Source organism: Hungatella effluvii (assembly GCF_003201875.1).
Lineage (GTDB): Bacteria > Bacillota > Clostridia > Lachnospirales > Lachnospiraceae > Hungatella > Hungatella effluvii.
Genome location: NZ_QJKD01000003.1, coordinates 236970 through 259662 on the forward strand (window position 1 = coordinate 236970; position 22693 = coordinate 259662).

The window sequence follows — 22693 nt, forward strand, 5'->3', positions numbered from 1 at the left end:
CATCAGTACGATTTTCTCACCATATGGCTTCTTCCCCTCCGCGAATTCATAAATGTATTCTTCTACCTGAATCTTTCCCTCTGGGCCTCCTAATCAATAAGCTCCGCCACTGCCTCCTTTGTATTTTCACCATAAGGAAGAATTAGATTTCTATCATTCGTGACTGCTCGTCTTGATTTTTTTAAAAAACTACGATTACAGCAAGCAGCATGATCCCAGAGACAATAACCAGATAAAAAAGCACTTCTCTGCTGGAAGGATCATTCAAATCAAAGGAATCCTTTAAAAAAAATAAAGGACAGCAATGATACAGACGTATGTAAAGAACGATCTGAGAAGTATTTTCCTTGCAGCCTCATTTACTCGTTTTGACTCTTGTTCTAAAAAACCTGGTTCATACTGTTTATCTCCTGTTCTTTGCGTTTTTATGGTGAAATTCAGTTCCAACTTTAATTAATGAATCTGTTTGAAATAATTCAAAATATAAAGCTAAAAAGATATTTGACGGATTCATTTCTGCTTCTTCAATTCTTCGATATGCATAGTATGATTTTGTTAATCCACTCGATTATATTATTAAATTAGATTTCCATACTTACGTAAATACTTGTCTTGAGGCTTGCATCATTTGTCCTCGATTATGAAAATTAAAAAGTTCCTCTGAACCATCTAGAACACAGTCTGCTTAATCACAAAAATCAATTAATTGTGTATTATTATTCGGTAATATCATTAGAAGAATACCTGTTGATATAGGAAAGAACAAAGTGTTATTCTGATTATTAATATAATTATCAGTAGGATAACGATTTTTCTTTAATACAATCCTTTATTTTGCATTTGCGACAATACTCTGGCTTTCCTTTATCGCTATTTAAGCAACCAGCGCAAGGTTTTTATGGTAACAGTGCTTATAGCAAACCATGCAATTCATTCCACATAGGCCGAACATAGTTATATCAACTTTCTCTTTTGACATTTTCATAGTTGCTCGCCCCTTTCTACAAATTCTAATTTAAAAACCCGGCAAACCAGGAGTTATATATGTGCGTGTACCATATGAATTGGTCTACCAATCAAATCCTCGATATTGGATAAAGTGTCATTGTCAAAATCAGTAGATGGATTAAGTATATCAAATTCTATACAAGCAAAACCACACAGTAAATCATAATGCAAATCGTTAAGGGTACTCTCTTTACCACAACATGGCATGTTTATAGATAGCTCCTTGAAGTTATCCTTGCTGGCAGCATCCATAGCTTTCCCCCACCAGTTAAAGTCAAGCTGCTCTCCACAATGAGGGCAGCTAATTGTTTCCAGACTGCTTCCGCTATCAACAAATGTAGGAGTTGCATGTATTAAAGCCTGTATATTGTCGGCGTTTACCTTCGACCTTAAGAACTTTAAAATGCGGTTAGCCTGTTCCTTTGTCACAGAATACGTGAAGTCTGTCGGTATGATTTTCACAATATAATCAGACATGATATATCTTTTTCCTCTTACCAATTCCAAAGTTATTTTTTTATTCATCTGTTTTACAGCCGAATAACACAAACGCAAAGGGAACTAAAAATCTCAACCACCTAATCGCAGAAACGAAAATTTCAAAGCGCTCTTTTAAGCAGAAAGAAAGCTCCGAGAAAAAACCGGTCCATTCCAGCGGCCGTCCCAAGTACATAAATACAACCGCAGCAAGCCCCGTTGTTGCTCCGATGAGTAATTGAATCAGAAGCAGTATCATTCCATAAGCAGAAACAACTACCACAGAAATAAATATTTCCTTTTTTGACTGTTTCCGAAACAGCAGCATTCCACCCAACACTAAAACCGCTACTAGGATTCCTGCGCTTATCAGCAGTGATACCCGGCTGTCAATCACACCGGGTTCGATTACGCCAAAACAAATTACACTTCTTACATAAAATGGGGTATAGAAAAAGCCAGCAATTACTGAAATCAGAGGAACTCTCCAAATACTATTCTTGTTTTGACTTTATCTGTATTCATGCTTCTTCCTCATATTCAAATTAATTAATGAAGCCCAAAAGCAGGCTTATATATTCGCATAAATCGCCCCAAAACTGTGTTTTTTAATCTTCTTCAAATTAATTTACTAAAATAGCAAACATTAAGCTATACCCATATATATGTTTCGAAGTGCATTATTTTTTCATCATTATCTCTCAGTTCAAAATTTTTAATTATACATGTTCTGCTAATGACACTTCATTAGCTTTCCTCTCTTACCGTTAATCGGCGCGGATACTCTTACCCGTCATCTACACTATAGATACCACAGAAACAGATCACAAAGTCATGCTGTGATTTTGATCCATTTACATTTTCATACAGCTTACACTTAATACAATTTTTTCATATCCTCATTCTCGCCTCACAATCGCTTTCCTGTTGCCATACTTACACGCTGCAACAGGACAACGCATTCCGTATGTGTTGAGTGTATGATAATGATGTCTTTAAAACCTACTTATCCCTCGGCGGTAATCCTTTTCCATCAGACAAACCGTTATCACGTTCTTATAGGCTGCAACTCGGATTGCTGAAAATCATGATTGTACCATAGTGAAACTTTTAATGCCCCATTGCTTTAACAACTTACTTAATCATAGTAATTGAAATCTATATTTTTAAGTCCACTTATATCAATTCTGGGCTTGGGATTTTTATATAGTTTCACATTTTTTATAAGTTCTGAGAAAAAATCCACTAAATCTTTTTTTTGATTCAGCACGTCATATATATCTTTTAAATCGACTAATGCAAGAACAGAAATTGATAATGCCTCTTTTGCGGTGAGGATAGCCGTTTCCGTAAAGGAGGCATATGATACAATAATTCCATCTACATTTTTTCTTACCAATAAGCGTGACATAAATCTTCCAACTTTATCTACGCCTATAGGTTCTTTTTCCCATTTCATTTCTACCAATGTTAGATAATGATTTATTTCCACCACACCATCTATCTGTTCACAATTTTTACCCGTTTCATCATCGTAAATAACGAAATCTTCCTTTACACCAATTTTAAAATACATAAAAATATCATTAAGGACCTGTTCAAGTTTTTTTCCTCTTTCTTGAGGGTTCTGAATAGAAAAAAGTTGGGCAAATCTCTGTTCTAAATCAACAAAGTGTTTTCTTGATTGGCACAATTTATCAACTACTTTCTGTTTTTCTTGTATTTTTTCGCTTTGTTCCCTGCTAAGATAATTCTCGTACTTTGTGACCGTATCCTTTAATTTAACTATTTTCTGAATATCAGACACATTTGCCTTTGCCCTGTCTTTATCATTTGGGTAACATGTTTCAAATGAATCAAACTCCACAATCCTCTGCAAAAGTTTTCTCCGAACACCAAGCATTTTTTCTGTCTGTTCATTCAAAGTAGCCAAAACTTCTCTTGTTACATCAAACTTCTTAAATTGTGATCTATTTGTATTTAATAGTAAGTAATATGGCTGCAAGTATGTACTAGGCACTCCTACATTTTGAAAAAATAACAATAAATCTTTCTTTGTTTTATTCAATCTTGGAATTGTATCCACTAGGATATTAAATAAATCCGGTGGGAAATGAAAATACATATCCATCTTGCTCCTCCATATTAATTCGGTGGTATGCCTTTAATTTCTGATGACACTATCCTTAAATTATCGTTTTTGCCATAATCCATCATTACTTTAAAGTAATAGAGAAAAACCTGACGTAATGCTTATGCAATATTACATCAGGTATTATCTTTCCCACTAAGTAAAACTATTTTTTCAATCCCCAGAACTCGATCGTCCTGACACATATATTATACCACATTTAATTCATTATTCAATAGTTTTACATAGTAAAATATCATGAAGATTTAATAAAATATTAGCATATGGCTATACCTTTTCTATCTTATCATTTTCGCCTCAATTCCACACAGACCTCGCAATGCGGTGGGACGGATATTTTATACTACATGGCAAAAGGGTGATTATAAAAGCGCAGTGGGGTATCTTTTTCCTATCAATTTACCCCTCTTACCCCTTTTGTGTGAAAATCACCCCTTTATGAATATTTTTACCCCCTTTAATAATTTTCTAACCGGAATTATTCTTTGTTAAAAAACAGAATGTTAATTTTCTTATTTCTTATCATATTCTAACGCTTCATACTCTCTCTGCAATTCTCGTAATAGTTCCTCTTCACCTGGCAAATATAGCTTATACTTTGAAGCGAAAATCTGAGTTTCATTTTCTGGCAACGTATACTTAACTACAGATTCACTTTTATCCGCACACAATACAATTCCTATTGGAGGATTATCTCCTTCATTCATCAATTCACGTTCATAATAATGTACATACAGTTGCATTTGTCCCAACTCCTGATGTGTTAAATCTCCAATTTTCAAATCAATTAATACAAAGCATTTCAAAATATAATTATAGAATACAAGATAAATTCGGAAATGGCGACCGTCAAATGTAATTCTTTTTTGTCTTGCAACAAAAGAAAATCCACGCCTCAATTCCAAAAGGAACTTCTGTAAATGCGTAATCAAAGCCTCCTCTAAATCATTTTCAAAAAAATCATCATTAGGATTCAGTCCCAGAAACTCTAATACATACGGATCACGAATAATATCCTCCGGCACTTTTACAGGTTCTAATTTTAAACTTTCTTCTGTAACCTTTTCTTTGTTTTGACTGGAAAGCAATCTTTCATAAAAAATGAATTGATTTGCCTTTCAAGCGACGAGCGTTTTCATTTTCCACACGCATTAGCAGACGATAATGTTTCCAACTCAATTCGTCACGCAGTGCGTGACTATTTGGAAACGTCAGCTAAAACTGCCTCATGTATTTAAGATTAGTTGGCGTAAAACCCTTTCCAAAATCTACAGTCATTTGTTTGGATAATTCCGCTATTAATCTGCTTCCATACTCAGCTTTCTCATCACCATCCTGCTGTTTCACTATACTTTTTCCTATATTCCAGTATGCTTCCACCATTGCAAAGTTTGCAGTTTGATATACTTTATTTCTGGCTTCAGAAAGAATTCTTTTAATTTGTTCATAAAATTGTTCTTCCATGGTTCATCCTTCCTTCAATATACTGTTATGAGAACAATATTATTAATTATACCTCTTTTTCAATTTTAATAACTCTGGCGTTTAATATCTCTGATGTTTTAAAAACCCTTGAAATATCACGTATATCTCCAATATTCAATTCCAAATGTTCACGTTCATAGCTTTGAGTATGAATCAAAAATCTATACTCCTGTTGATAAATGTACTTTTTTCGTTTCCAAAATGCAATATTATGCATTCCAGAAAGTAAAGACAAAATCAAATTTACCGAATCTTCTTTTTCCTCATAGTATTGAACAAAACCATTATAAACATCAAGGCCTTTTTTTAATGCTTCAGTTTGAACTCTATTGATAAATTCATCTTTGTCTAATATTAACAGAGCAGTATCTCCAAAATTTTCTATGATTTCTTTTTGTTCATTTGTAAAACTAAAGCTATTTCTGTATGGATTAATACCAAACATGCAATACGCATAATCATTTGATACGCTAGTTGTTATGAGTTTATCATGAATCTCAATTTCATCTCCCATATCAAGTAAATTAAATTTTGCTTCATTAATATGAAATTTTGCTTCAAACGAATCCCCCACTACAATATCACCATTTTCACTCTCATGATTACGGTACCATTCTAACGAGTTCATATAAATAAGACCATTTTGTAAGTCCTCAATTCGCTTTGCACTTTGAAATTTGATTAACGGAAAACCTTTTATTATCATAACAATTCCCTCCAAAATCCAATTTTTCACTGACTTTAGTTTACTATATTTAATCGAACAGTCCATTACCATAAGGGCAAACATTGTCTTCATAAGTGGGACTTTGGCTATGGAGTATACGTTTTGCCAAAAGTAAGGGTTTTGCCCCGTGGCATCTATTTTCCGAAAACCATGTAACAAAACCTTATAGAAATATTTACCCCACCTTGCCTCTATGGAAACTTATCCATCTCACTTTCCGTAGAAACACAACTCCATTTTCTCCAAATAATCCCACACCCCCGCCTAGAATCAAGGTTTCCACACGAGCAACGCCACTGTTTCCACATGTGTTGAAGCTGTAAAAAAGATTCCCGAAAGGCGCAGTTTGCCCTTTGAGAAGCCATTGTAATTCGCGCCCTACTGGACACCGTATTATTTTAGTACTCATTATTTGTCCTGTCATTTGGGTGAATTAGAGCCTCCTAATTTGATTTTCAGATTTTTCTCCGTTCTCCAGCCACTGCGTTCTCATTTCTAAAATTCCCCTAAAAATATGCTAACTGAAGTTAATTCAAGCAAAGGCTGTTGAGATTATTGTAAAATGCATTTAGTTCTACATCCAAAAATTCATCTCCTTCAAATACAGCCTTGCAAATATTTGAGATTTCAGTAAAAGGCTCATCTACAATTTTGTCGCTAATGTCACTAAGAAGTTTTAAAATTTCGTCTTTATACCTCTTTTCAATACTAATAAAATACGCTTCATCCTGATAGTTAGTTAGCACTTGTCGAGATTTTGAGAAAGCCCATAACAGTTCGCCTACACGGTCAACATTTTCGTATCCTGTAACAGCAGGTTTTTCAACATCATATACATTGGCAAAACAATCCACAATCTGCGATGTAATCTCTATAGGAAAAGGCAGACCCAATTCATCTACCAAAGACTCATCATCATTTTCGACACATTGTTTTAGTGTCCCCAAAAATTTCTTCGGAATCTTAAGCCCACTAGGAATTAACACATTAGGTTTGTTGCAAAATAAGAGAAGCAAATAATCATATTCTAATTCGGCAAAAGGGGTGCATAGATACAAGAGATGCATAAGTTTATCACTATCTGTCAAATCAAAATTGTTCACAACAATTGGATATTTACTGAGTATACCATCGGAGAAATAATCTTCAGGAAAACTTATGGAATATGCAGCTGATAAATCGCTTAATGTATCTGAAGTCTTTATAAGTTTCTCTTGATAGTTCTTCTCATACCAAATATTTATTTGATACTTATTAAAGTATTTACTCGGTTTGTGTTCGTTAAAATATTGACATGAACTCATCAGGTGTTGATATGCTTCATCTTCATTTTCGCACAGTTCTTGATGTTTTTCCATTAGTATTTTTTGTTCTATACATATCTCGTTAAAGTATGTTTGCATTTTCTTTAGCATCGACAATGCCTGCCGTAAATTAATTAATGCTAATCGAGTTTTTTCGTTATCTCTACTCAAGAATCCAACTATTTGGTTATAGAAATTTTGTATACTTTGAAAAAAGTCACTTTTAATTTTACTTAACCCCTCTGGAAGATTTGCTTTTTCGTCAAAAGGTCTATCCTCATAAGGATACCTATACTCTCTAATCAGGTTTTTATTTAATTCTTCTCGAAGTTCATCTATTTCATCTGCAAGTTTGCCTAATTGTTTTTGCTCCAATAGTTTATGAATGCACATAACAATTTTATTAGACAAATTTACAATATTGGTTCTAATATGAAACCAATGCTCTATCCATTCGTAAATACTATCGCATTCATAATTGCTGAGAATTGTTTTGCTCCAAAGGGATGTAAATTCTTGATGAAACATAATTACAATATTTCTGATTGGCATTATCTTATGTGCATCATTTGGAATTTTATATCCAGACAGTGCATCTATCATCGGTTTAATAGTATCAGCACAATAGGTATCAAAAATAGGAAGCATTTTACATATGGTTTTTATTCTTGATACACTTTCGTCATTACCCTTATTTATTTCGCTTGCAAAAAGAATATAATTCACATGGACTTCATCTCTTTTCTCGTTAACATATACTTGTAGTGATTCAGTTTCATTTCTTAGATATGCCAAAATACTATCTAGATTTTCATTAACATACGCCATATAGCTTTCTCTATTTCCACAAAAACTAGTATACATAATTGTGGATATAGTATCCATGGAATAACTGTTGCAGCGTTCCCAAAGCAATTCTAGGGGAATATTATTTGATAAATTAAAAGAATGGTCAATGTTAATAAGCCAATACATAATTGTAGCATATGAAGTAATATCTGATGTAATATTAAAGACTTCATCATTTTTAAAGCGCTCATATAGCGCTTTACACAGAAAGTAGATGTCTGTTTTTGATATCTCTATTTTCGGTGTAGTATTTCTGAGGCTGCATAGATATTCTATATTTTTGTTAGCCGGCACTATTTTTTGTATATCATCTAAAGTGTTTAGGGACGTGTCTATCTCCTCAAATTTAGTAAATGGATTTAACTCCATATCTAAAAGGAATAAACCACCATGTTCGTTTGCATCATCATAAATACTTTGATTGGCGAGGTAATATTGCATAACACTGCCGGAAAATATGCCGCGTAAAGCATCTACATATGGGGTCAAATTGTTTTTATCCCATATCACCTCAACTAATTGCAAATAGAAACTTTCTTTATTACCTATTATCTTTGGAAGATAAGAAAATAGTTTGGTGTAATAAGTAGAATCTGCAATATTTATAACTTGCAATGCAGTAGTTTCTACCTCAATAAATTCATGCAGCTTATCAACAATGTGCTGTGAGCGAACTGGATGTAATCCTTCTATATATTTTTCCTTATTATCAATGCGAATTAAAAATTCATTTTCAATACTCTTTAGCACTTCGCCATAGTCTTGAGAGGTTGTTTCTGTTAAACTACCAATGAGTTTCTTTGCCGAAAGTTTAACTCCACATATGTCCGCGAAACAAATCTTACGAAGAATTTCACACTTAATCTTACCAGAATCAGTACCACTAATTTGAATAATTTGATTATTGATTCGCTCCGTTAGCATTTCGCCATGGGTAAGTAAATAAATATATTCAATCAGTAATTTCTTTTTTTCAACAATCCTAAACGATTTTCGCCAATTTGTAATTGATGGGTGCAATTTACCTGTTTGACTGAGCACGTTAAAAATATCCTGTGCTTCTTCTTCACCAAGAAACAATTTAACTACTTGCAAGGATTTAACGTTGCTTAAATCTCCGCTATAATTATACCAATCATCTTCTCTGGTTGTTATTAATAATCTGTAATGATATGCTACCTCATCTTGCAGAAGTTGGGCTAATCTATTCCACTCACTAAGTTGAGAATCTAGATTATCAATAATAATTAGTGGCTTTTCTCCCATTTTTACTCTCGTGGCAAAATAAGAAACTATATTATTCAACTCTTTATGGTCATTACACCATAAAAGCTGATAAATTGTATATTGCTCTTGCAAGTCATATGCTACTTTAAGAGCCAAGGTTGTTTTACCTTGACCGCTCGATGCTTTAATGACAGTTACTCTATTATCTTCGATAGATGTAGCAACTTCCTTTTCTAATAAAGTTCTTTTAACTGGTAAGTGCCGTGCAATATCTTGATAAGAAGGTTTCTTACCTTCATAATAGCTATAGTCTGTTTCAGTGTTATCTCCAGATTCAAAAATAACTTTTTTTATCCAACTGTTTGCCGGATTGTGGATCCCCTTACTAATGTCATCTTTAATATTGAGAATTACTGAATCAAGCTCTTTTTTATTGATGCTCTTTCTGTGTTCCATTTTTTCTAAACAACAAATTTTAAGACCATTTGCAAATATAGAAATATTGTCTGTTACAATATCGTAAGTGCCTATCAACAGCTTTTCTATTTCTTGAGACAAAGTATTTTTTTCTATTTTTTCAAAGGAAAGCTTAGAGATAAAGCTGTCGTATGAGAAGTTATTCCAATTCCAAAAAGGATTTTCTTTTTTAATTTGTTCAATTATTTTTTTCCAATAAGTATTGGATGTAACATCTAAACTGCTATCAAAAAGTTTACCCAAATTTCCCTTAGCAACCTGAAAATCATAAATCAATTTAAAATTTCGTTTTTTATCAATAAGATAGACTTCTAAATAGTTTTTTAGAACATCTTTTAAAAAACTGGCATCTTGTTTTTGAGTTGAATATTTTAATTGTATATGAGTATTACAATCATCTGAATCTACAAGTCTAATCTTATCAATATCTTCTATTCCCTCTAAATAAAAAACAGTATTTTCATCTATTTCAGACAATATCAAATAGCAAGAATATAGAAATTGATAAGTAAATCCTGTGAGTGCAATTTGCCCTCCAGTTCTTGACACCTGCACTTCTTGAATAGTTGACTTAGATATACAAGAATTTATCTTTTTTGCCTTACCCGCTTTCTTTTTCGCCATTTTCACACCAACTCTCTGTCCAAATTAATGCATACATCTATTTTCGACACAATTTCACACAAACCTCGCAATGCTCCGTCCCTGGAAACATATCCACCCCCCACGCCACTTTCGCCTCATACCCCATCTTCCTAAACACCGCCAAATCCCTGGCCAGCGTATCCGGGCCGCAGGACACATAGACCACTTTTTCCGGTTTCATCTTAACTACCGCCTGAATAAATTCTTCCGTACTTCCACTCCTTGGCGGGTCCATAAAGACGACGTCGGCGTGTTCTCCATTGTCCGCCATCCTGCTCATGAACGCACCGGCATCATTACAATAGAACTGCACATTCTTAATCCCATTGATCTTAGCATTCTGAGCTGCGTCCCGCACTGCATCGCGGTTTAATTCCACGCCGATCACCTGGCCTGCCTCCTGACTTGCCACGATCCCAATCGTACCAATACCGCAGTACGCGTCAATCACCGTTTCTTTCCCCTTAAGTGCGGCCAGCTCCATCGCTTTCCGATAGAGCACCTCTGTCTGTACAGGATTTACCTGATAAAATGATTTAGAAGAGATCCGGAAACGGAAGCCGCACAGGATGTCCTCAATATAGCCTTTGCCGTACAGCACATTCTCCCGGTCACCAAGTACCATACTGGTGTCCCTGCCGTTTACATTCTGAACAATCGTCGTAATTTCCGGGTGCTTTTCTCTCAATGCCCGTACAAAATTATTCTTTGAAGGAAATACAGGAGAAGCGGTAACCAGAACGACCATAATTTCACCCGTTGTGAATCCCCGCCGTATCAGGACATGACGAAGGAGACCATATCCCGTGTCCTCATCATACGTTTTAATCTTAAATGACTTTAACATGCCTCTGATGGTTCCAATAATCTCATCCGCTTTTTGATCCTCAATCAGACAGGACTCTACGGGAACGACACGATGAGTATTCGCCTCGTACACCCCCGAAACGGGATTTCCCTTTTTATCATGGTCGAAAACAGCGTGTACCTTATTTCTATAGTGTAAAGGATCCTTCATTCCAATAATCGGCTGCACCTTACAATAGGGTTTTAATAATTCTTCCAGCTTTGCCTGCTTGATCTTCAGCTGTTTTTCATAAGGCATATCCAGAAGCTGACATCCGCCGCAGCGCAAAAACACAGGACATGCAGAAGTATTCTTTCTGACTGGCTGCCTGTCCACTTTTATTCCTTCCCTGCTCTGTAAATTGGAGTTCCCGCCAGAAGCTCTGTTCCTGCCTGTATCGTACTTCGGTTTCTGGCTGTCATTGCCCCAGTTTCCTTTTCCGCCTGCTCTTTGCTCCTTTTTAGGCCCTTTTTTCTGATCCGACGCTTTCTCTCCCGAATCCGTCTTTCGTCCCATCTTCCTGCCTGCATTGGGCGCTTTATTCTTCTCCTGCCTTGAACTGCTGTCTTTTGCAGCTTTATCATCACGCTTTCCTTTTGTCGCCTTTTCTGTCACTACCCTCGGTCTTTCCGCTTTCAGCCGGTTTTCAATCATTTGATTTTGCCTTCCTTTTTCTTCTTTTATGTTCATGGCGTATTTGGCTCCCTCCAACACTTTCCGCTGCTAAACTGCCAAATATGATAACTTCCTAAATATAATATTCAGTAAAAGCCATTCTATCGTTACAATCAATCGATAACCATTCCCTTTATAGAACTTATTATAATACAAGACGCTGTATAAAACCATGGAAAAAAACATTGTCCTGTCAATCCTGTATCAGTTACAGTTCACGGCCCATTTGTCCGTCTTCTCCGTCCGGTCTGCTCTGCTTATCTCTCAGCTTACCCTTGCATTTTTCCCACACTCTAGTATAATAACACCAGGATTCTTATTACTCCTTTGACAGATTTCAAACAGAAAGAGGCACTCCATATGACAAACATTACGCCAGGAGAATGTGTTACCCCCATACCGGACTTTCACTTAGACCGCACCCTATATACCGGACGGCCTGCGAATCCTGCCGGGCGTCCAGATAAAGAGATACACACTTACGATCTACTGGACAAGCTGGGAATCGCCTATCAGCGTCTGGATCATGATCCGACCGCTACGATAGAAGCATGCCGTGATATCGATGCACTTTTAAACACAAATATCTGTAAAAATTTATTTCTGCGCAATGCTCAGAAAAACAGTTTTTATCTTCTCATGATCCCGGGACATAAAAAATTTCGGACAGCAGTCCTGTCAAAACAAATCGGCTCAGCCAGACTCTCATTTGCGGAACCGGAATTTATGGAAGAGTATCTGAACATAACGCCTGGCTCCGTCTCCGTTCTGGGCCTGATGAATGATAAAGAAAATTGTGTCCGCCTGCTGATTGACAAGGCTATTCTTGAACAGGATTTTCTCGGCTGTCATCCCTGTATCAATACGTCCAGTTTAAAAATCCGCACCTCGGACATTATCGAAATTTTCTTACCACGCATCAACCACGCCTACACTCTGGTATATCTGCCCGACGATCAGAATTAGAACTCCCTCCTTATCATTTCACCCATCGTACTGCCTGCTGCATAAAAAATGGCCGCGTTTTCAACGCAGCCATTTTTTCTTATCCTTATTCTAATCCCCTTTTCACATCTCTTCTTCTCGCCTACTCCTCATACCAGGCAATCCGATTTTTCCCCTCCTGTTTCGCCCGGTACATCGCCTGATCGGCTTTGGAAAACAGTTCCTGATACTCTTCGTCCAGCTCCCCAGTGCTTGCTGCGATTCCGATACTCACAGAAATCCGGTGTTCGCCTTCCTTCGTAAAATCCGCTGTGCCGTTTAAAAGCTTCATCGCCCTCGTTTTCGTCTCGCCGCACTCGGAATAGACCACGAATTCATCGCCTCCCACCCGGCCAATCAAGTCGGAATCCCGGAAAATTTCACGCAGCAGTTCCCCGATTTTAACGAGAATCTTATCCCCGGCCTGATGGCCGTACTGGTCGTTCACGTCCTTGAAATTATCAATATCGATCATATATAAACAGCCGCGGCTGCCTCTTTTTAAAGTTTCTTCCATCATATATTCAAATGCCGTCTTATTATACACGCCGGTCAAACCGTCTCTGGTGGACTGGAAGAGAAGCTGCTCCTCCCGCTCCTTCTGTTTGGTGATATCATCCAGTTTTCCGATCAGACAAACAGGCGTGTCCGCCCCGTCGTACTCTGCCCTGACGTGACAGATACACCAGCGGTATTCTTCCTTATTCGCTTTCATACGAAACTCAAAGCATCTGTTTTCTCCCTGCGCCGGCGGACGCTTCACGTATTTCTCCAATACATTCTTTAAAACCGGAATCTCGATCTGACCGGACGCGTTCGGTGTAAATAGAATCGCTCCGTCCCGGTATCGATACTCAAACAGGACCGTATCGGCAAATTCCCCCAGTCTCCGGTACAATGCTTCCTGCACCTCCTGCCTATATAATGCTTCCTGCACCTCCTGCCCGTCCTGCTCCTGGCCACACTCCCGCATTATCTCCTTTTCCCTCCTCACCGGATAAGAAATCACAGTCATCACGGCCATTGCCGCCAAAGATACTGCAAACACAGCCGCGATCAAGCCGCCTGCCGCCCCTCCGAACTGCATTCGGCAGCAGCCAAACATTCCTGCCATGATCAGGATATAGATCAGGCCGCATAAAAAAGCCCAGTTTTTCCAGGACCATTTATCCTTCCTCTTTTTTAAATATTCTGTCATCGGACATCCTCTCGCCCTATAGGCACGCACTTTCTTTTTATCATTCTCTTTCGTTTTTCTAACTTATATAATAACGCTTTTTATCCGTATATGCAACCGATTTTTCTGCCATTATTACGCATATAAAACGGAATGTCGGGAAAGATTATCCTTTATGATTAACCATAGAGGTGATAAGAATGAATGAACAGTTTGTCAGAAACAGAATTACAGAGCTCCGTTTGAAAAAGGATGTCTCGGAATACCAGATGAGTCTGGATCTTGGTAAAAATAAGAGTTACATTCAGGGTATTTCCTCTGGCCGCTCCATGCCTTCCATGAAACAATTCTTCGAAATATGCGATTACCTGGAAATTACGCCGCTGGAATTCTTTGATACAGAAATGGCGGAACCGCCACAGTTCCGCAGGGCCATGGAGTTGCTGAAAGAACTGGATCAAGAGGATTGGGAAGCGATTATTCCGCTTCTGATGCGGCTTCGTAAAGAAATAACCCAAAAACAGGCGGAACCATAGCGATCGTGAATTCCCGTCAGGAAGACGATGAAAATCTATTTTTCACCGCCCCTGACAGGATTCACACCGCATGGCTCCGCCTTATATCTTAAATCTAAGCAATTGTAAATTTACGCTTACTTAAATTTACGTTTACTTATACCGCCCTCGTATTTTCCTTCAGCCATTCGGCCTCTTCCGCTGTCAAATACGGGGATATCTTCTCATATACTGCGCTGTGGTAGCTGTTTAAGAGTTCCACATCCCGCTCGTTCATCAGGGATTTATCGAGTGCTTCCAAATCAATCGGCACAAAGGTCAGAAACTCAAATTCCATAAACTGGCCGTATTCGTTCTTCTCTGCCTTCTTGCAGACAATAAGATTTTCCGTACGCACACCGTGGCTGCCTTCAATATATACGCCCGGCTCGTCGGAAGTCACCATGCCTTCTTCCAGTACACAGTTGTCCTGGCGTTCCGGCACCATACGCCAGCGGATTCCGTTGGGGCGTTCGTGAACATTTAACAGATAGCCTACTCCGTGGCCGGTTCCGTGGTCAAAGTTCAGTCCTCTGCTCCAGAGCGGCTCTCTCGCCACATAATCCAGTGTAAGTCCTCTGCACCCATATAAGAACTTTACAGCGGCCAGACGCAGCATACTGATGACGCTCAGGGTGAAATGTTCCCGTTCTGCTTCCGTCGTCTCCCCCAGGGAGATCGTTCTCGTCACATCGGTTGTTCCCTCATAATACTGTCCGCCGGAATCTACCAGATAGAGTCCTTTTGGCTCCAGAGCCGCGTTGCTCTCCGGCGTCGCGGAATAGTGGCACATCGCCGCATTTGCCCCATAAGCGGATATGGTATGGAACGAAAGTCCCAGATTTCCCTCCTGCTCTGCGCGCAGATTATCCAGGTAATGCTCCGCGTCAAGCTCGGTGATGGTCTGCTTTCCAATATTCTTTTTCAGCCAGCAGATAAACTTCACCATGGCCACACCGTCTTTGATATGGGCCTTCTTCATATTTTCGATCTCAACCGGATTCTTAACTGCTTTGGCCGGAGCGGTCGGATTCATACGGTCAACAACTGCATTGGATTCATCCAGATTGCTGATAATTGCATAGTTGGTCTTCGCTGTCTCCAGAAGCACCTTCTGGCCCTTTAACTGGCTCACCGCATCGTAAATATCATTGTACGGCCGTACGGTAACGCCCAGCTCTTTTAAATAGGATTTCACTTCGCTGTCCAGAACCGCCTCATTGATAAATAAATAGAACCGTTCCATCGTCACCAATGCATAGGAAAGGACTACGGGATTGCAGACGACATCATTTCCACGAATATTTAACAGCCACACGATATCATCAAGCGTGGTGAGGACATGGACCGTAGTCTTCTCCTTCTTCATCGCTTCCCTTAAATCGGCAATCTTATCCGCTGCTGATTTGCCCGCGTAGTTTTCTTTTAAAATCCAGACCGGTTCAGCGGATAACGCCGGACGGTCTTCCCAGATGAGATCCACCAGGTCTTCCTTCCAGGAAAATTTCACGTGCTTGTCTTCCAGAAGTTCTTCCAGCTTCTCTCCCAGCTGGCTGTTGACGACACGGCCGTCGAAACCCAGGGTTCCGTTCTGAGGCATAACCTCTGCCAGATACTCTTCCTCGGTCGGAACGCCCTCCTGACCGGATTTCATGAGGAGCACGCCGGATCCCTCCAGCTGCTTCGCCGCCTGTACGAAATACCGGCCGTCGGTCCAGAGTCTCGCTTCTGTCTGCGTGATAATCGCCGTACCGGCGGACCCTGTAAAACCAGTGATAAATTTCCTGCATTTAAAATAATCGCCCACGTATTCCGACTCATGAAAATCGGAGGTTGGAATCATGTAAGCGTCAATCTGGCGCTCCGCCATCAGGCTTCGTAATGCTGCAATTCTCTCTTGAATCATAACCTTTCGTCTCCTTTTGCTTCATAATAATTCTCGATTGCCGCCGTTATGCCCTCGCTGTAAGTCGGATGGGCCCTCATGGCAAGCATGAGCTGATCCGCTGTTAGGCCATTTGCGATAGCAGTCGCCATCTCACTGATCATATCAGTGGCCCGCGGACAGACGATCTGAGCGCCGACAATAGTCCCGGAATATTCCTCAAAAATCAGATGAATAAATCCGCTCTGTTCTCTGGTAATGATGGATTTTCCATTACCGCTCATGGAGTAGCGCCCGCAGCGCACCTTCATGTTATGGGCCTTCGCTTCTTCCACCGTAATTCCGACGGAAGCAATCTCCGGCTCGGTATAAATGCATCCCGGCACGACCGGAAGTTCCACAAACATGCCATTCGGAACCACGGAAAGCCGTATGGTGTGATGCACGCCCGCGATCTTTTCAACCACATAAGTACCCTCGGCCGCCGCCACATGAGCCAGCATCTTGCCGGCCGTCACATCGCCGATGGCGTAAATGCCGGATTCACTGGTTCGGAACTCTGAATCCGTCTTAAGACATCCGTCTTCCATGGCAAGGCTGACATCGCGTCCAAAAAGTCCGTCCAGATTCGGCTTTCGGCCTGCTGCCAGGAGAATCTGGCCGGAACGGATCGTCCGCACCTCTCCATCCGCCTCATAAACGCAGATGAGTCCCTGTTCCTCCTCGCGGATTTCCAGGACCTTTGCCTCACACTGGACAGCGATTCCTTTCCGTCTCAGTTCATTTTCCAGGACCTCGGAAACTTCATTGTCCATAGGTCCCAGTAAATGCTCCCGGCTTTCGATGATCGTCACATGGGAGCACAGCGCCTGGAATATCGTTGCGAATTCCACTCCGATCACGCCGCCCCCAATAATCGTGAGGCGGTCGTAATTCCAGGTATCGGAAGCCAGCAGACGGTCACTCGTCAGAACGCCCGGCAGCATCGCTCCCGGAATATCCGGTATCACCGGTTTCGCCCCCGTTGCGATGATGATGTGATCTGCCTCGTAATAGTCTTTACCTGAAGGACTGTTGACCTCCACGGTCCGTCCCCGGCGGATCGTCGCCGTTCCCTCGATATAGTCGACTCCCGCATGTTCAATCGATTCCCGAACTTCCTTCCGGTACTCTTTTACAGAACGTTTCTTATAGTCCTGCATTTTTTTAAAGTCAAAAGAAATGAAATCAGCCGATACTCCAAATACATCACAGCTCTGAAACGCTGCAAACATACTGGAGGCATGAAGCAGAGCCTTCGTCGGAATACACCCCTTATTGACACAGGTCCCGCCCAGTTTTTCCTTCTCTGCGATTGCAGTCTTAAGCCCCAGCCCTGCTGCCTTAAGCGCAGCCGTATAACCGCCGGGCCCGCCGCCTATGATAAAGATATCATAATGTTTTGCCATGCTACTTATTTCCTTCCCTGTATATTTTCATAAAAGTAATGCCACACACCCTTATAACCGGATCAGCCCAAAATGAATACAGGCGTTGCGGATACCGTCCGAATCCACGGCATCAGTCACATAATCCGCGGCCTCCTTAAGCTCTTCCATGGCGTTTCCCATGGCGATTCCGATGCCTGCCGTCTTCACGATATCGTAATCGTTCATGCTGTCCCCAAACGCCACTGTACTGGAAAGAGGGATATTAAAATAGTCGCAGAGGCGGATCAGCCCCATAGCCTTGCTGGCTGTCTTCTCCACCACATCCGCGCCCCGTTTTTCCGCGAACATGTGCACATTTACCTCGGGAAACCGGGCCCCCATGGCCTTTGCGCCCTTTTCATCTCCAATGTATGCCATTGTCCTGACATCCAAATCAGGAAGCTTCCACGGGTCCGCAAACCGGCGTCCGCATTCTCCCCACAGATCCGTATCGTGGCGGTTTACCACTTCCGGATGCACGTAGTAATCATACCCGCCCACACTGGCTCCCACGCTGCAGGCTGCATCCTCCTGTGCATAGGCAATGATCTGTCTCATCAGTTCCTTATCAAACAGATGCTCGTAAATAATCGTGTCCCCCACCGTAATCTTCGTTCCATTCAAATGAATGATGGCATCCGGCCTGATCTGTTCCTTTAACACGACGCTGAAGCTGGAATCCATGTCGCGGCCGGTGGCCAGCACAATGGTGTAATTCTCCCGGAGCCGTTCCAGGGTCTCCATGGCGCTGTCCGGTATCGTCCAGTCCTTATGGTCCAAAAGTGTCATATCTACATCAAAACTCACGATCGGTTTCATATTCTTTCTCACCTGTCTTTTCTCCATGAATCATATCGTCCTTACCATCATATCTTAAAATATAAAATTTTTCAACAAATATACTTTTCAAATCGCAAACTTTCTGCTATAATACCATAGTGACCAGAAACGGAGTATGGCGTAGCTTGGTAGCGCGCTCGGCTGGGGGCCGAGAGGTCGCAGGTTCAAATCCTGTTACTCCGATTCACACAGAAGTGCTGGTTTGCCTTATTTTATAAGGCATCCGGCACTTTTTATTAGCCAAAAAAGCGCCATTTTTTGAAAACAGTTGAAGACAATTATTATTGATTGATTCACATATCCTTGACCATTATGGTACCCTTCTGGAACCAGCAATAGAAGAAGAGACTGTATACGTATTGCCGCAATATAATGCCTTATATTTATCTTTTATTTTGCCAGTGACTCGGCACAGGTTACTATTAAATAAAAATAGGGAATAGTTGAGTTTAGTACCCTTCTATTCCCTATTTTTTGCGCTGTTTATCTTGAGTTAATTATGATATTTTCCCACAGCAATTTCTATTTCCGAATATTTGTTAAATTATTTCTGCTACCCGTTCCCGCTCTATTTCCTGTAACCACATTTCGGACAAACTCCATTTTCATCTAATGCAATACCACATAACGGGCAACGATCCTTGGTCATTTGGGGGTTAAATTCCTCAGATGCCGCATTCACTCCGCTTGTAAAGGTTATTTTCACGATATTTAATTTGTCCTTCAACAGATCATAAACAATTTTAATCATGCCCTCAACTGTCATGGTCTCTTTTGTCACAACCAGGCGGCACTCTGGATACGCAGTCGCAAGCTCTGTCTTGAAAGCAGGCCCTTTCATGATATTAGTAGGAGCCCCATCTTTAATGCCCTGGGCCTCATATACCCCTAGAAGAGCCGGAAGCAATGGGTCATCCTCACGTAAAATCGTTGCATGGTCAAAATTTTTCAAAACGTCCCATGCTGTTTTCTGAATCTCATTACAGGGGAATACCATGTTGACACCTGTATTAATAGTGTCCTCTACCTCCAGCGTCAATATGCCGGTGTGTCCATGCAGATACTGAGCTTCACCCTTAAAACCATAAAATCTGTGTGCATACTGTAAATCTAACTTCGTGATACTTCTCATATAAAACCTCCTTGTCATTTGTAATTACTCACTATTTAATAACAGTAACTAATACTATTATTAATTATAAACAGTAAATCTATATTAGTCAAGTATTAATTATATAATTAGCTTTAAATTATTTTACTTATTACTTTTCACTCAAAAAAATCCGGCAGACATCACTTTTGTGAATTTCTTCCGGATTTTTAAGTAGATACAGAGTACTTAATCTGTTATTTATTGATTATATCGAATTTCTTTTGGGGTCATATTTTATAGATTTCCTTTGCCATAGTAAGAGCCAATATATTCCAATTGATAAATCCCCCATTCATTATTGGCTCTCCTGTATCAGGATTGTAATACTCATGCATACAGCCGTTTTTATCCAAATCATTCCCTAATAATTTAAGAGATTTTTCACAAACACGCTCTGCTTCCTCATTATATCCATAGTTCATAAGTCCACGAAAAACCACATAATTAGCCACCAGCCATATCGGACCTAACCAGTTTGATGGATTATTGCTCGCCCCTAAGTGAAACATTTTTTCATCTCTAGCCAGTGTAGTAATCCCATAGTTGCAGCAAAAAGTTGAACTATCCAGAGTATGTTCTACAAGTGCCTTTGCCTGTGCCTCAGTAGCAAACCCGGCAAGCATGGGCAGAAAACCGGACCATGTTCTAATCTTAATAGGAAGGGTCTTCCAAAATACTCCAAGCCCTTTGTGAAACCAGTCGAATTGTCTTGTTTTGATATCTACATCCACAGAATAGAAAAACTTATCTCTCCTATCCCAGCATTCTTCTTGAATGGTATCTATAAGGGACTCTCTGCGTTGCCTTGTTTTATCTATCTTCTCTGGCACACGACAGGCTATCGTCTGTATTTTTTCATACGCCTCGAGCTCCTGAACCATAAAAGAATTCAGGAAGATATTTGCAGTTGAAAAAGAGGGTCTGCCAAAAGAGGCCGGATCATTATCCATACCAATCATAATATCGTCACACCAGACAAACAGTCCCTTATCTTCCATATAATTCTTCTTCCTTCTTCCTCTGAAAGGAAATCTCACTCCTTCCACTCTGTGCTGTATCCACAGTCTTCTCCATCGTTCCAACATCACCCTGCACACGTTTTATTTCCCGCTAAGCTCCCTGATCAAATCATTCAGGGTGCATACCCGTCCGTTTTGATCCTCCAGCGAATACGTCTCCTGGTTGGCCTTCTTCGAGAAAAATTTAATCAGCTCCTCGAGGCTGTTCAGCAGAACGCCCTCCACCTCACATTTATGCCAGAATACGCCGGACTTATTCACCGTAAGAAATGCCTCCTCGTATAAGGTATCGCTGAGCGGCGTGCAGGAAAACCCGCACATTTTATCTTCTGTGATGCTCTCTGCCAGATCCTTATTTACGATCTCACCGTTTGTCCCAGTACAGAATTGGTAAAGCTTATCTGTAATCTCAGGAAACCATTCTTCTTCCCAAAATTTCTGAAACTCCTCGCACTCTTTTTTTCTCTTTCTGTTTGCTATATAATATGTAGTTGACATTGGTTTCCTCCCACATTTTATTTCACTGCATATGAATCCATTTACCCGTTTATAGATTGAAAAACTGCCTGGTATTCCTAAGCGCTGCCTGCTCCACAGCTTCAACGTCTATATTTTTGACTGAGGCAATCTTTTCTGCCACATACTTTATATTTACCGGAACATTTCGCCGCGGCAGCCCCTTGATATTCAGCGGCGTCAAATAGGGCGCGTCCGTTTCGATCATCAGTCGGTCGAGGGGGATGCTTTTGACGGCCTCCACCACTTCCCGGTTCCTCCTGTCATCACAGATCCAGCCTGTGATTCCGATATAACATCCCAGCTGTAAATACCGGTATGCCGTTCCCCTTGAGCCGGTAAAACAATGCACAACACTTCTCCGGCACAGCTCCTGATGCTGTTTCAACAATTTTATAAAGTCCTGTTCCGCGCTTCGCTCATGAAGAAACAGCGGCAGTTCCAGGCTCTCGGCAATGTCGAGAATATCCGAAAAACAACGTTTCTGATTTTCCTTAGTGGAGAACATTCTGTCGTAATCCAGGCCAGCCTCCCCCACAGCGGCCACAATTCCGCGGTTACACTGAATCAGCTCCAACAGCTGTTTCTTATAATTCTCGTCCCACCGGTCGGCATTGTGCGGGTGAATCCCGCAGGTGCACCATGCATGCTCGAATCTGCTTTTTTTCAGATAATCGACCGCCGCCCGATCTGATTTTAGATCCGTTCCCGTCACGATAAAGCCGACACCGGCTGCAAACGAATCGGCTGCAACCGTTTCCCGGTCTGAATCGAACTGCTTTCCCATCAAATTTAATCCTATATCAATATACTTTAACTCCATATCGTTCCTTTCGGGAATGATGCGGTATCATTCCAATCCTTATCATTTTGTTAAACCGGCGCGGTCATTTCGATATGATTCCCCTCGCTGTCCACAAATTCCGCAACCCAGTTGTCCTTAATTTTCGTCAGAGGAAAACAAAGTTCCAGGCCCGCCAGCTTCTGGTTCAGCAGCTCCAGACTTTCCACTTCGATACTTGGCAGGCAGTTACTTCCATATGTATGTTCCTCCCCCATCATTTTATACGCAAATAATCCCAGCCGGAATTCTCCAATCGCAAAGACACTGTAGATATCATCCTTGATCAGAGGAGGCATTTCAAAGAAATTCTCGTAAAAATTCAAAGCCCGTTCCATCTCTTCCACACACAAATAAAGTGAGCGTAAATTGTATTTCATAT

At 40.4% G+C, this 22693-nt stretch carries 19 protein-coding genes, 1 tRNA gene and 1 pseudogene; 3 read left to right on the forward strand and 18 right to left on the reverse strand.

The window, feature by feature from the left end:
• Nucleotides 1-797: 797 nt before the first annotated feature.
• From DFR60_RS31385 to rlmD, 9 genes and pseudogenes are all read right to left on the reverse strand, one after another.
• Nucleotides 798-985, reverse strand: a pseudogene (locus DFR60_RS31385) (DUF3795 domain-containing protein); the annotation flags it as partial.
• A gap of 53 nt (nucleotides 986-1038) precedes the next feature.
• Nucleotides 1039-1485 carry a hypothetical protein gene (locus DFR60_RS06980; RefSeq protein ID WP_110322251.1) on the reverse strand — a complete coding sequence of 149 codons (447 nt, stop codon included), beginning with the start codon at nucleotides 1483-1485 and terminating at the stop codon, nucleotides 1039-1041.
• A 40-nt stretch (nucleotides 1486-1525) separates the two neighbouring features.
• The gene (locus DFR60_RS06985) at nucleotides 1526-1882 is read right to left on the reverse strand and encodes a hypothetical protein (RefSeq protein WP_146218581.1); all 357 of its coding nucleotides are present in this window, start codon (nucleotides 1880-1882) and stop codon (nucleotides 1526-1528) included.
• A 741-nt stretch (nucleotides 1883-2623) separates the two neighbouring features.
• Nucleotides 2624-3616: a restriction endonuclease gene (locus DFR60_RS06990; RefSeq protein ID WP_110322253.1), complete on the reverse strand. Its 993-nt coding sequence runs from the start codon at nucleotides 3614-3616 to the stop codon at nucleotides 2624-2626.
• A 533-nt stretch (nucleotides 3617-4149) separates the two neighbouring features.
• Nucleotides 4150-4725, reverse strand: a complete 576-nt coding sequence (locus tag DFR60_RS30815) for a PDDEXK nuclease domain-containing protein (protein ID WP_243004994.1) — start codon at nucleotides 4723-4725, stop codon at nucleotides 4150-4152.
• 127 nt (nucleotides 4726-4852) lie between these two features.
• Nucleotides 4853-5101, reverse strand: a complete 249-nt coding sequence (locus DFR60_RS30820; RefSeq protein ID WP_243004995.1) for a DUF1016 N-terminal domain-containing protein — start codon at nucleotides 5099-5101, stop codon at nucleotides 4853-4855.
• Between the two features lie 46 nt (nucleotides 5102-5147).
• Entirely contained in the window at nucleotides 5148-5828 is a 681-nt protein-coding gene (locus DFR60_RS07000) for a hypothetical protein (protein ID WP_110322254.1), read from the reverse strand.
• Nucleotides 5829-6376: 548 nt separating this feature from the next.
• Nucleotides 6377-10330 (reverse strand): P-loop NTPase, encoded by a 3954-nt coding sequence (locus DFR60_RS07010; RefSeq protein WP_110322256.1) that lies wholly within the window; start codon nucleotides 10328-10330, stop codon nucleotides 6377-6379.
• Between the two features lie 37 nt (nucleotides 10331-10367).
• Nucleotides 10368-11852, reverse strand: coding sequence for a 23S rRNA (uracil(1939)-C(5))-methyltransferase RlmD (gene rlmD, locus DFR60_RS07015; protein WP_110322257.1), 1485 nt, complete (start codon nucleotides 11850-11852; stop codon nucleotides 10368-10370).
• Between the two features lie 381 nt (nucleotides 11853-12233).
• Between rlmD and DFR60_RS07020 the strand changes: the two genes are divergently transcribed.
• On the forward strand, nucleotides 12234-12839 hold the full coding sequence (locus DFR60_RS07020; protein WP_110322258.1) for a prolyl-tRNA synthetase associated domain-containing protein: 606 nt from the start codon (nucleotides 12234-12236) through the stop codon (nucleotides 12837-12839).
• A 121-nt stretch (nucleotides 12840-12960) separates the two neighbouring features.
• Here the strand turns inward: DFR60_RS07020 and DFR60_RS07025 are convergent, their stop codons facing one another.
• Complete coding sequence (locus DFR60_RS07025; protein ID WP_110322259.1) at nucleotides 12961-14055, reverse strand: GGDEF domain-containing protein; 1095 nt, start codon at nucleotides 14053-14055, stop codon at nucleotides 12961-12963.
• Nucleotides 14056-14234: 179 nt separating this feature from the next.
• Between DFR60_RS07025 and DFR60_RS07030 the strand changes: the two genes are divergently transcribed.
• Nucleotides 14235-14570, forward strand: a complete 336-nt coding sequence (locus DFR60_RS07030) for a helix-turn-helix domain-containing protein (RefSeq protein ID WP_110322260.1) — start codon at nucleotides 14235-14237, stop codon at nucleotides 14568-14570.
• Nucleotides 14571-14706: 136 nt separating this feature from the next.
• Here DFR60_RS07030 and DFR60_RS07035 read toward each other — a convergent pair whose 3' ends face one another.
• From DFR60_RS07035 to DFR60_RS07045, 3 genes are read right to left on the reverse strand one after another with little or no spacing between them, the layout of a single operon-like run.
• Nucleotides 14707-16494, reverse strand: coding sequence for an aminopeptidase P family protein (locus tag DFR60_RS07035; protein ID WP_110322261.1), 1788 nt, complete (start codon nucleotides 16492-16494; stop codon nucleotides 14707-14709).
• Nucleotides 16491-17921 (reverse strand): dihydrolipoyl dehydrogenase, encoded by a 1431-nt coding sequence (gene lpdA, locus DFR60_RS07040; RefSeq protein ID WP_110322262.1) that lies wholly within the window; start codon nucleotides 17919-17921, stop codon nucleotides 16491-16493. Before lpdA ends, DFR60_RS07035 begins: the two co-directional genes overlap by 4 nt.
• A 51-nt stretch (nucleotides 17922-17972) precedes the next feature.
• Nucleotides 17973-18788: a Cof-type HAD-IIB family hydrolase gene (locus tag DFR60_RS07045; RefSeq protein WP_110322263.1), complete on the reverse strand. Its 816-nt coding sequence runs from the start codon at nucleotides 18786-18788 to the stop codon at nucleotides 17973-17975.
• 103 nt (nucleotides 18789-18891) lie between these two features.
• On the opposite strand from DFR60_RS07045, the gene DFR60_RS07050 reads away from it, so the two are divergent.
• Nucleotides 18892-18965 (forward strand) — tRNA-Pro (locus DFR60_RS07050).
• Nucleotides 18966-19350: 385 nt separating this feature from the next.
• On the opposite strand, the gene DFR60_RS07055 is transcribed toward DFR60_RS07050, so the two are convergent.
• The 5 genes from DFR60_RS07055 to DFR60_RS07075 form a co-directional block, all read right to left on the reverse strand.
• Entirely contained in the window at nucleotides 19351-19914 is a 564-nt protein-coding gene (locus DFR60_RS07055; protein WP_055660451.1) for a 6-pyruvoyl trahydropterin synthase family protein, read from the reverse strand.
• Nucleotides 19915-20162: 248 nt separating this feature from the next.
• Complete coding sequence (locus tag DFR60_RS07060) at nucleotides 20163-20933, reverse strand: MGH1-like glycoside hydrolase domain-containing protein (RefSeq protein ID WP_243004997.1); 771 nt, start codon at nucleotides 20931-20933, stop codon at nucleotides 20163-20165.
• A 102-nt stretch (nucleotides 20934-21035) separates the two neighbouring features.
• Nucleotides 21036-21452: a hypothetical protein gene (locus tag DFR60_RS07065; RefSeq protein WP_110322265.1), complete on the reverse strand. Its 417-nt coding sequence runs from the start codon at nucleotides 21450-21452 to the stop codon at nucleotides 21036-21038.
• Between the two features lie 49 nt (nucleotides 21453-21501).
• Entirely contained in the window at nucleotides 21502-22293 is a 792-nt protein-coding gene (locus tag DFR60_RS07070; protein WP_110322266.1) for a TatD family hydrolase, read from the reverse strand.
• Between the two features lie 50 nt (nucleotides 22294-22343).
• Nucleotides 22344-22691, reverse strand: a complete 348-nt coding sequence (locus DFR60_RS07075; RefSeq protein ID WP_110322267.1) for a VOC family protein — start codon at nucleotides 22689-22691, stop codon at nucleotides 22344-22346.
• Between the last annotated feature and the right edge of the window lie 2 nt (nucleotides 22692-22693).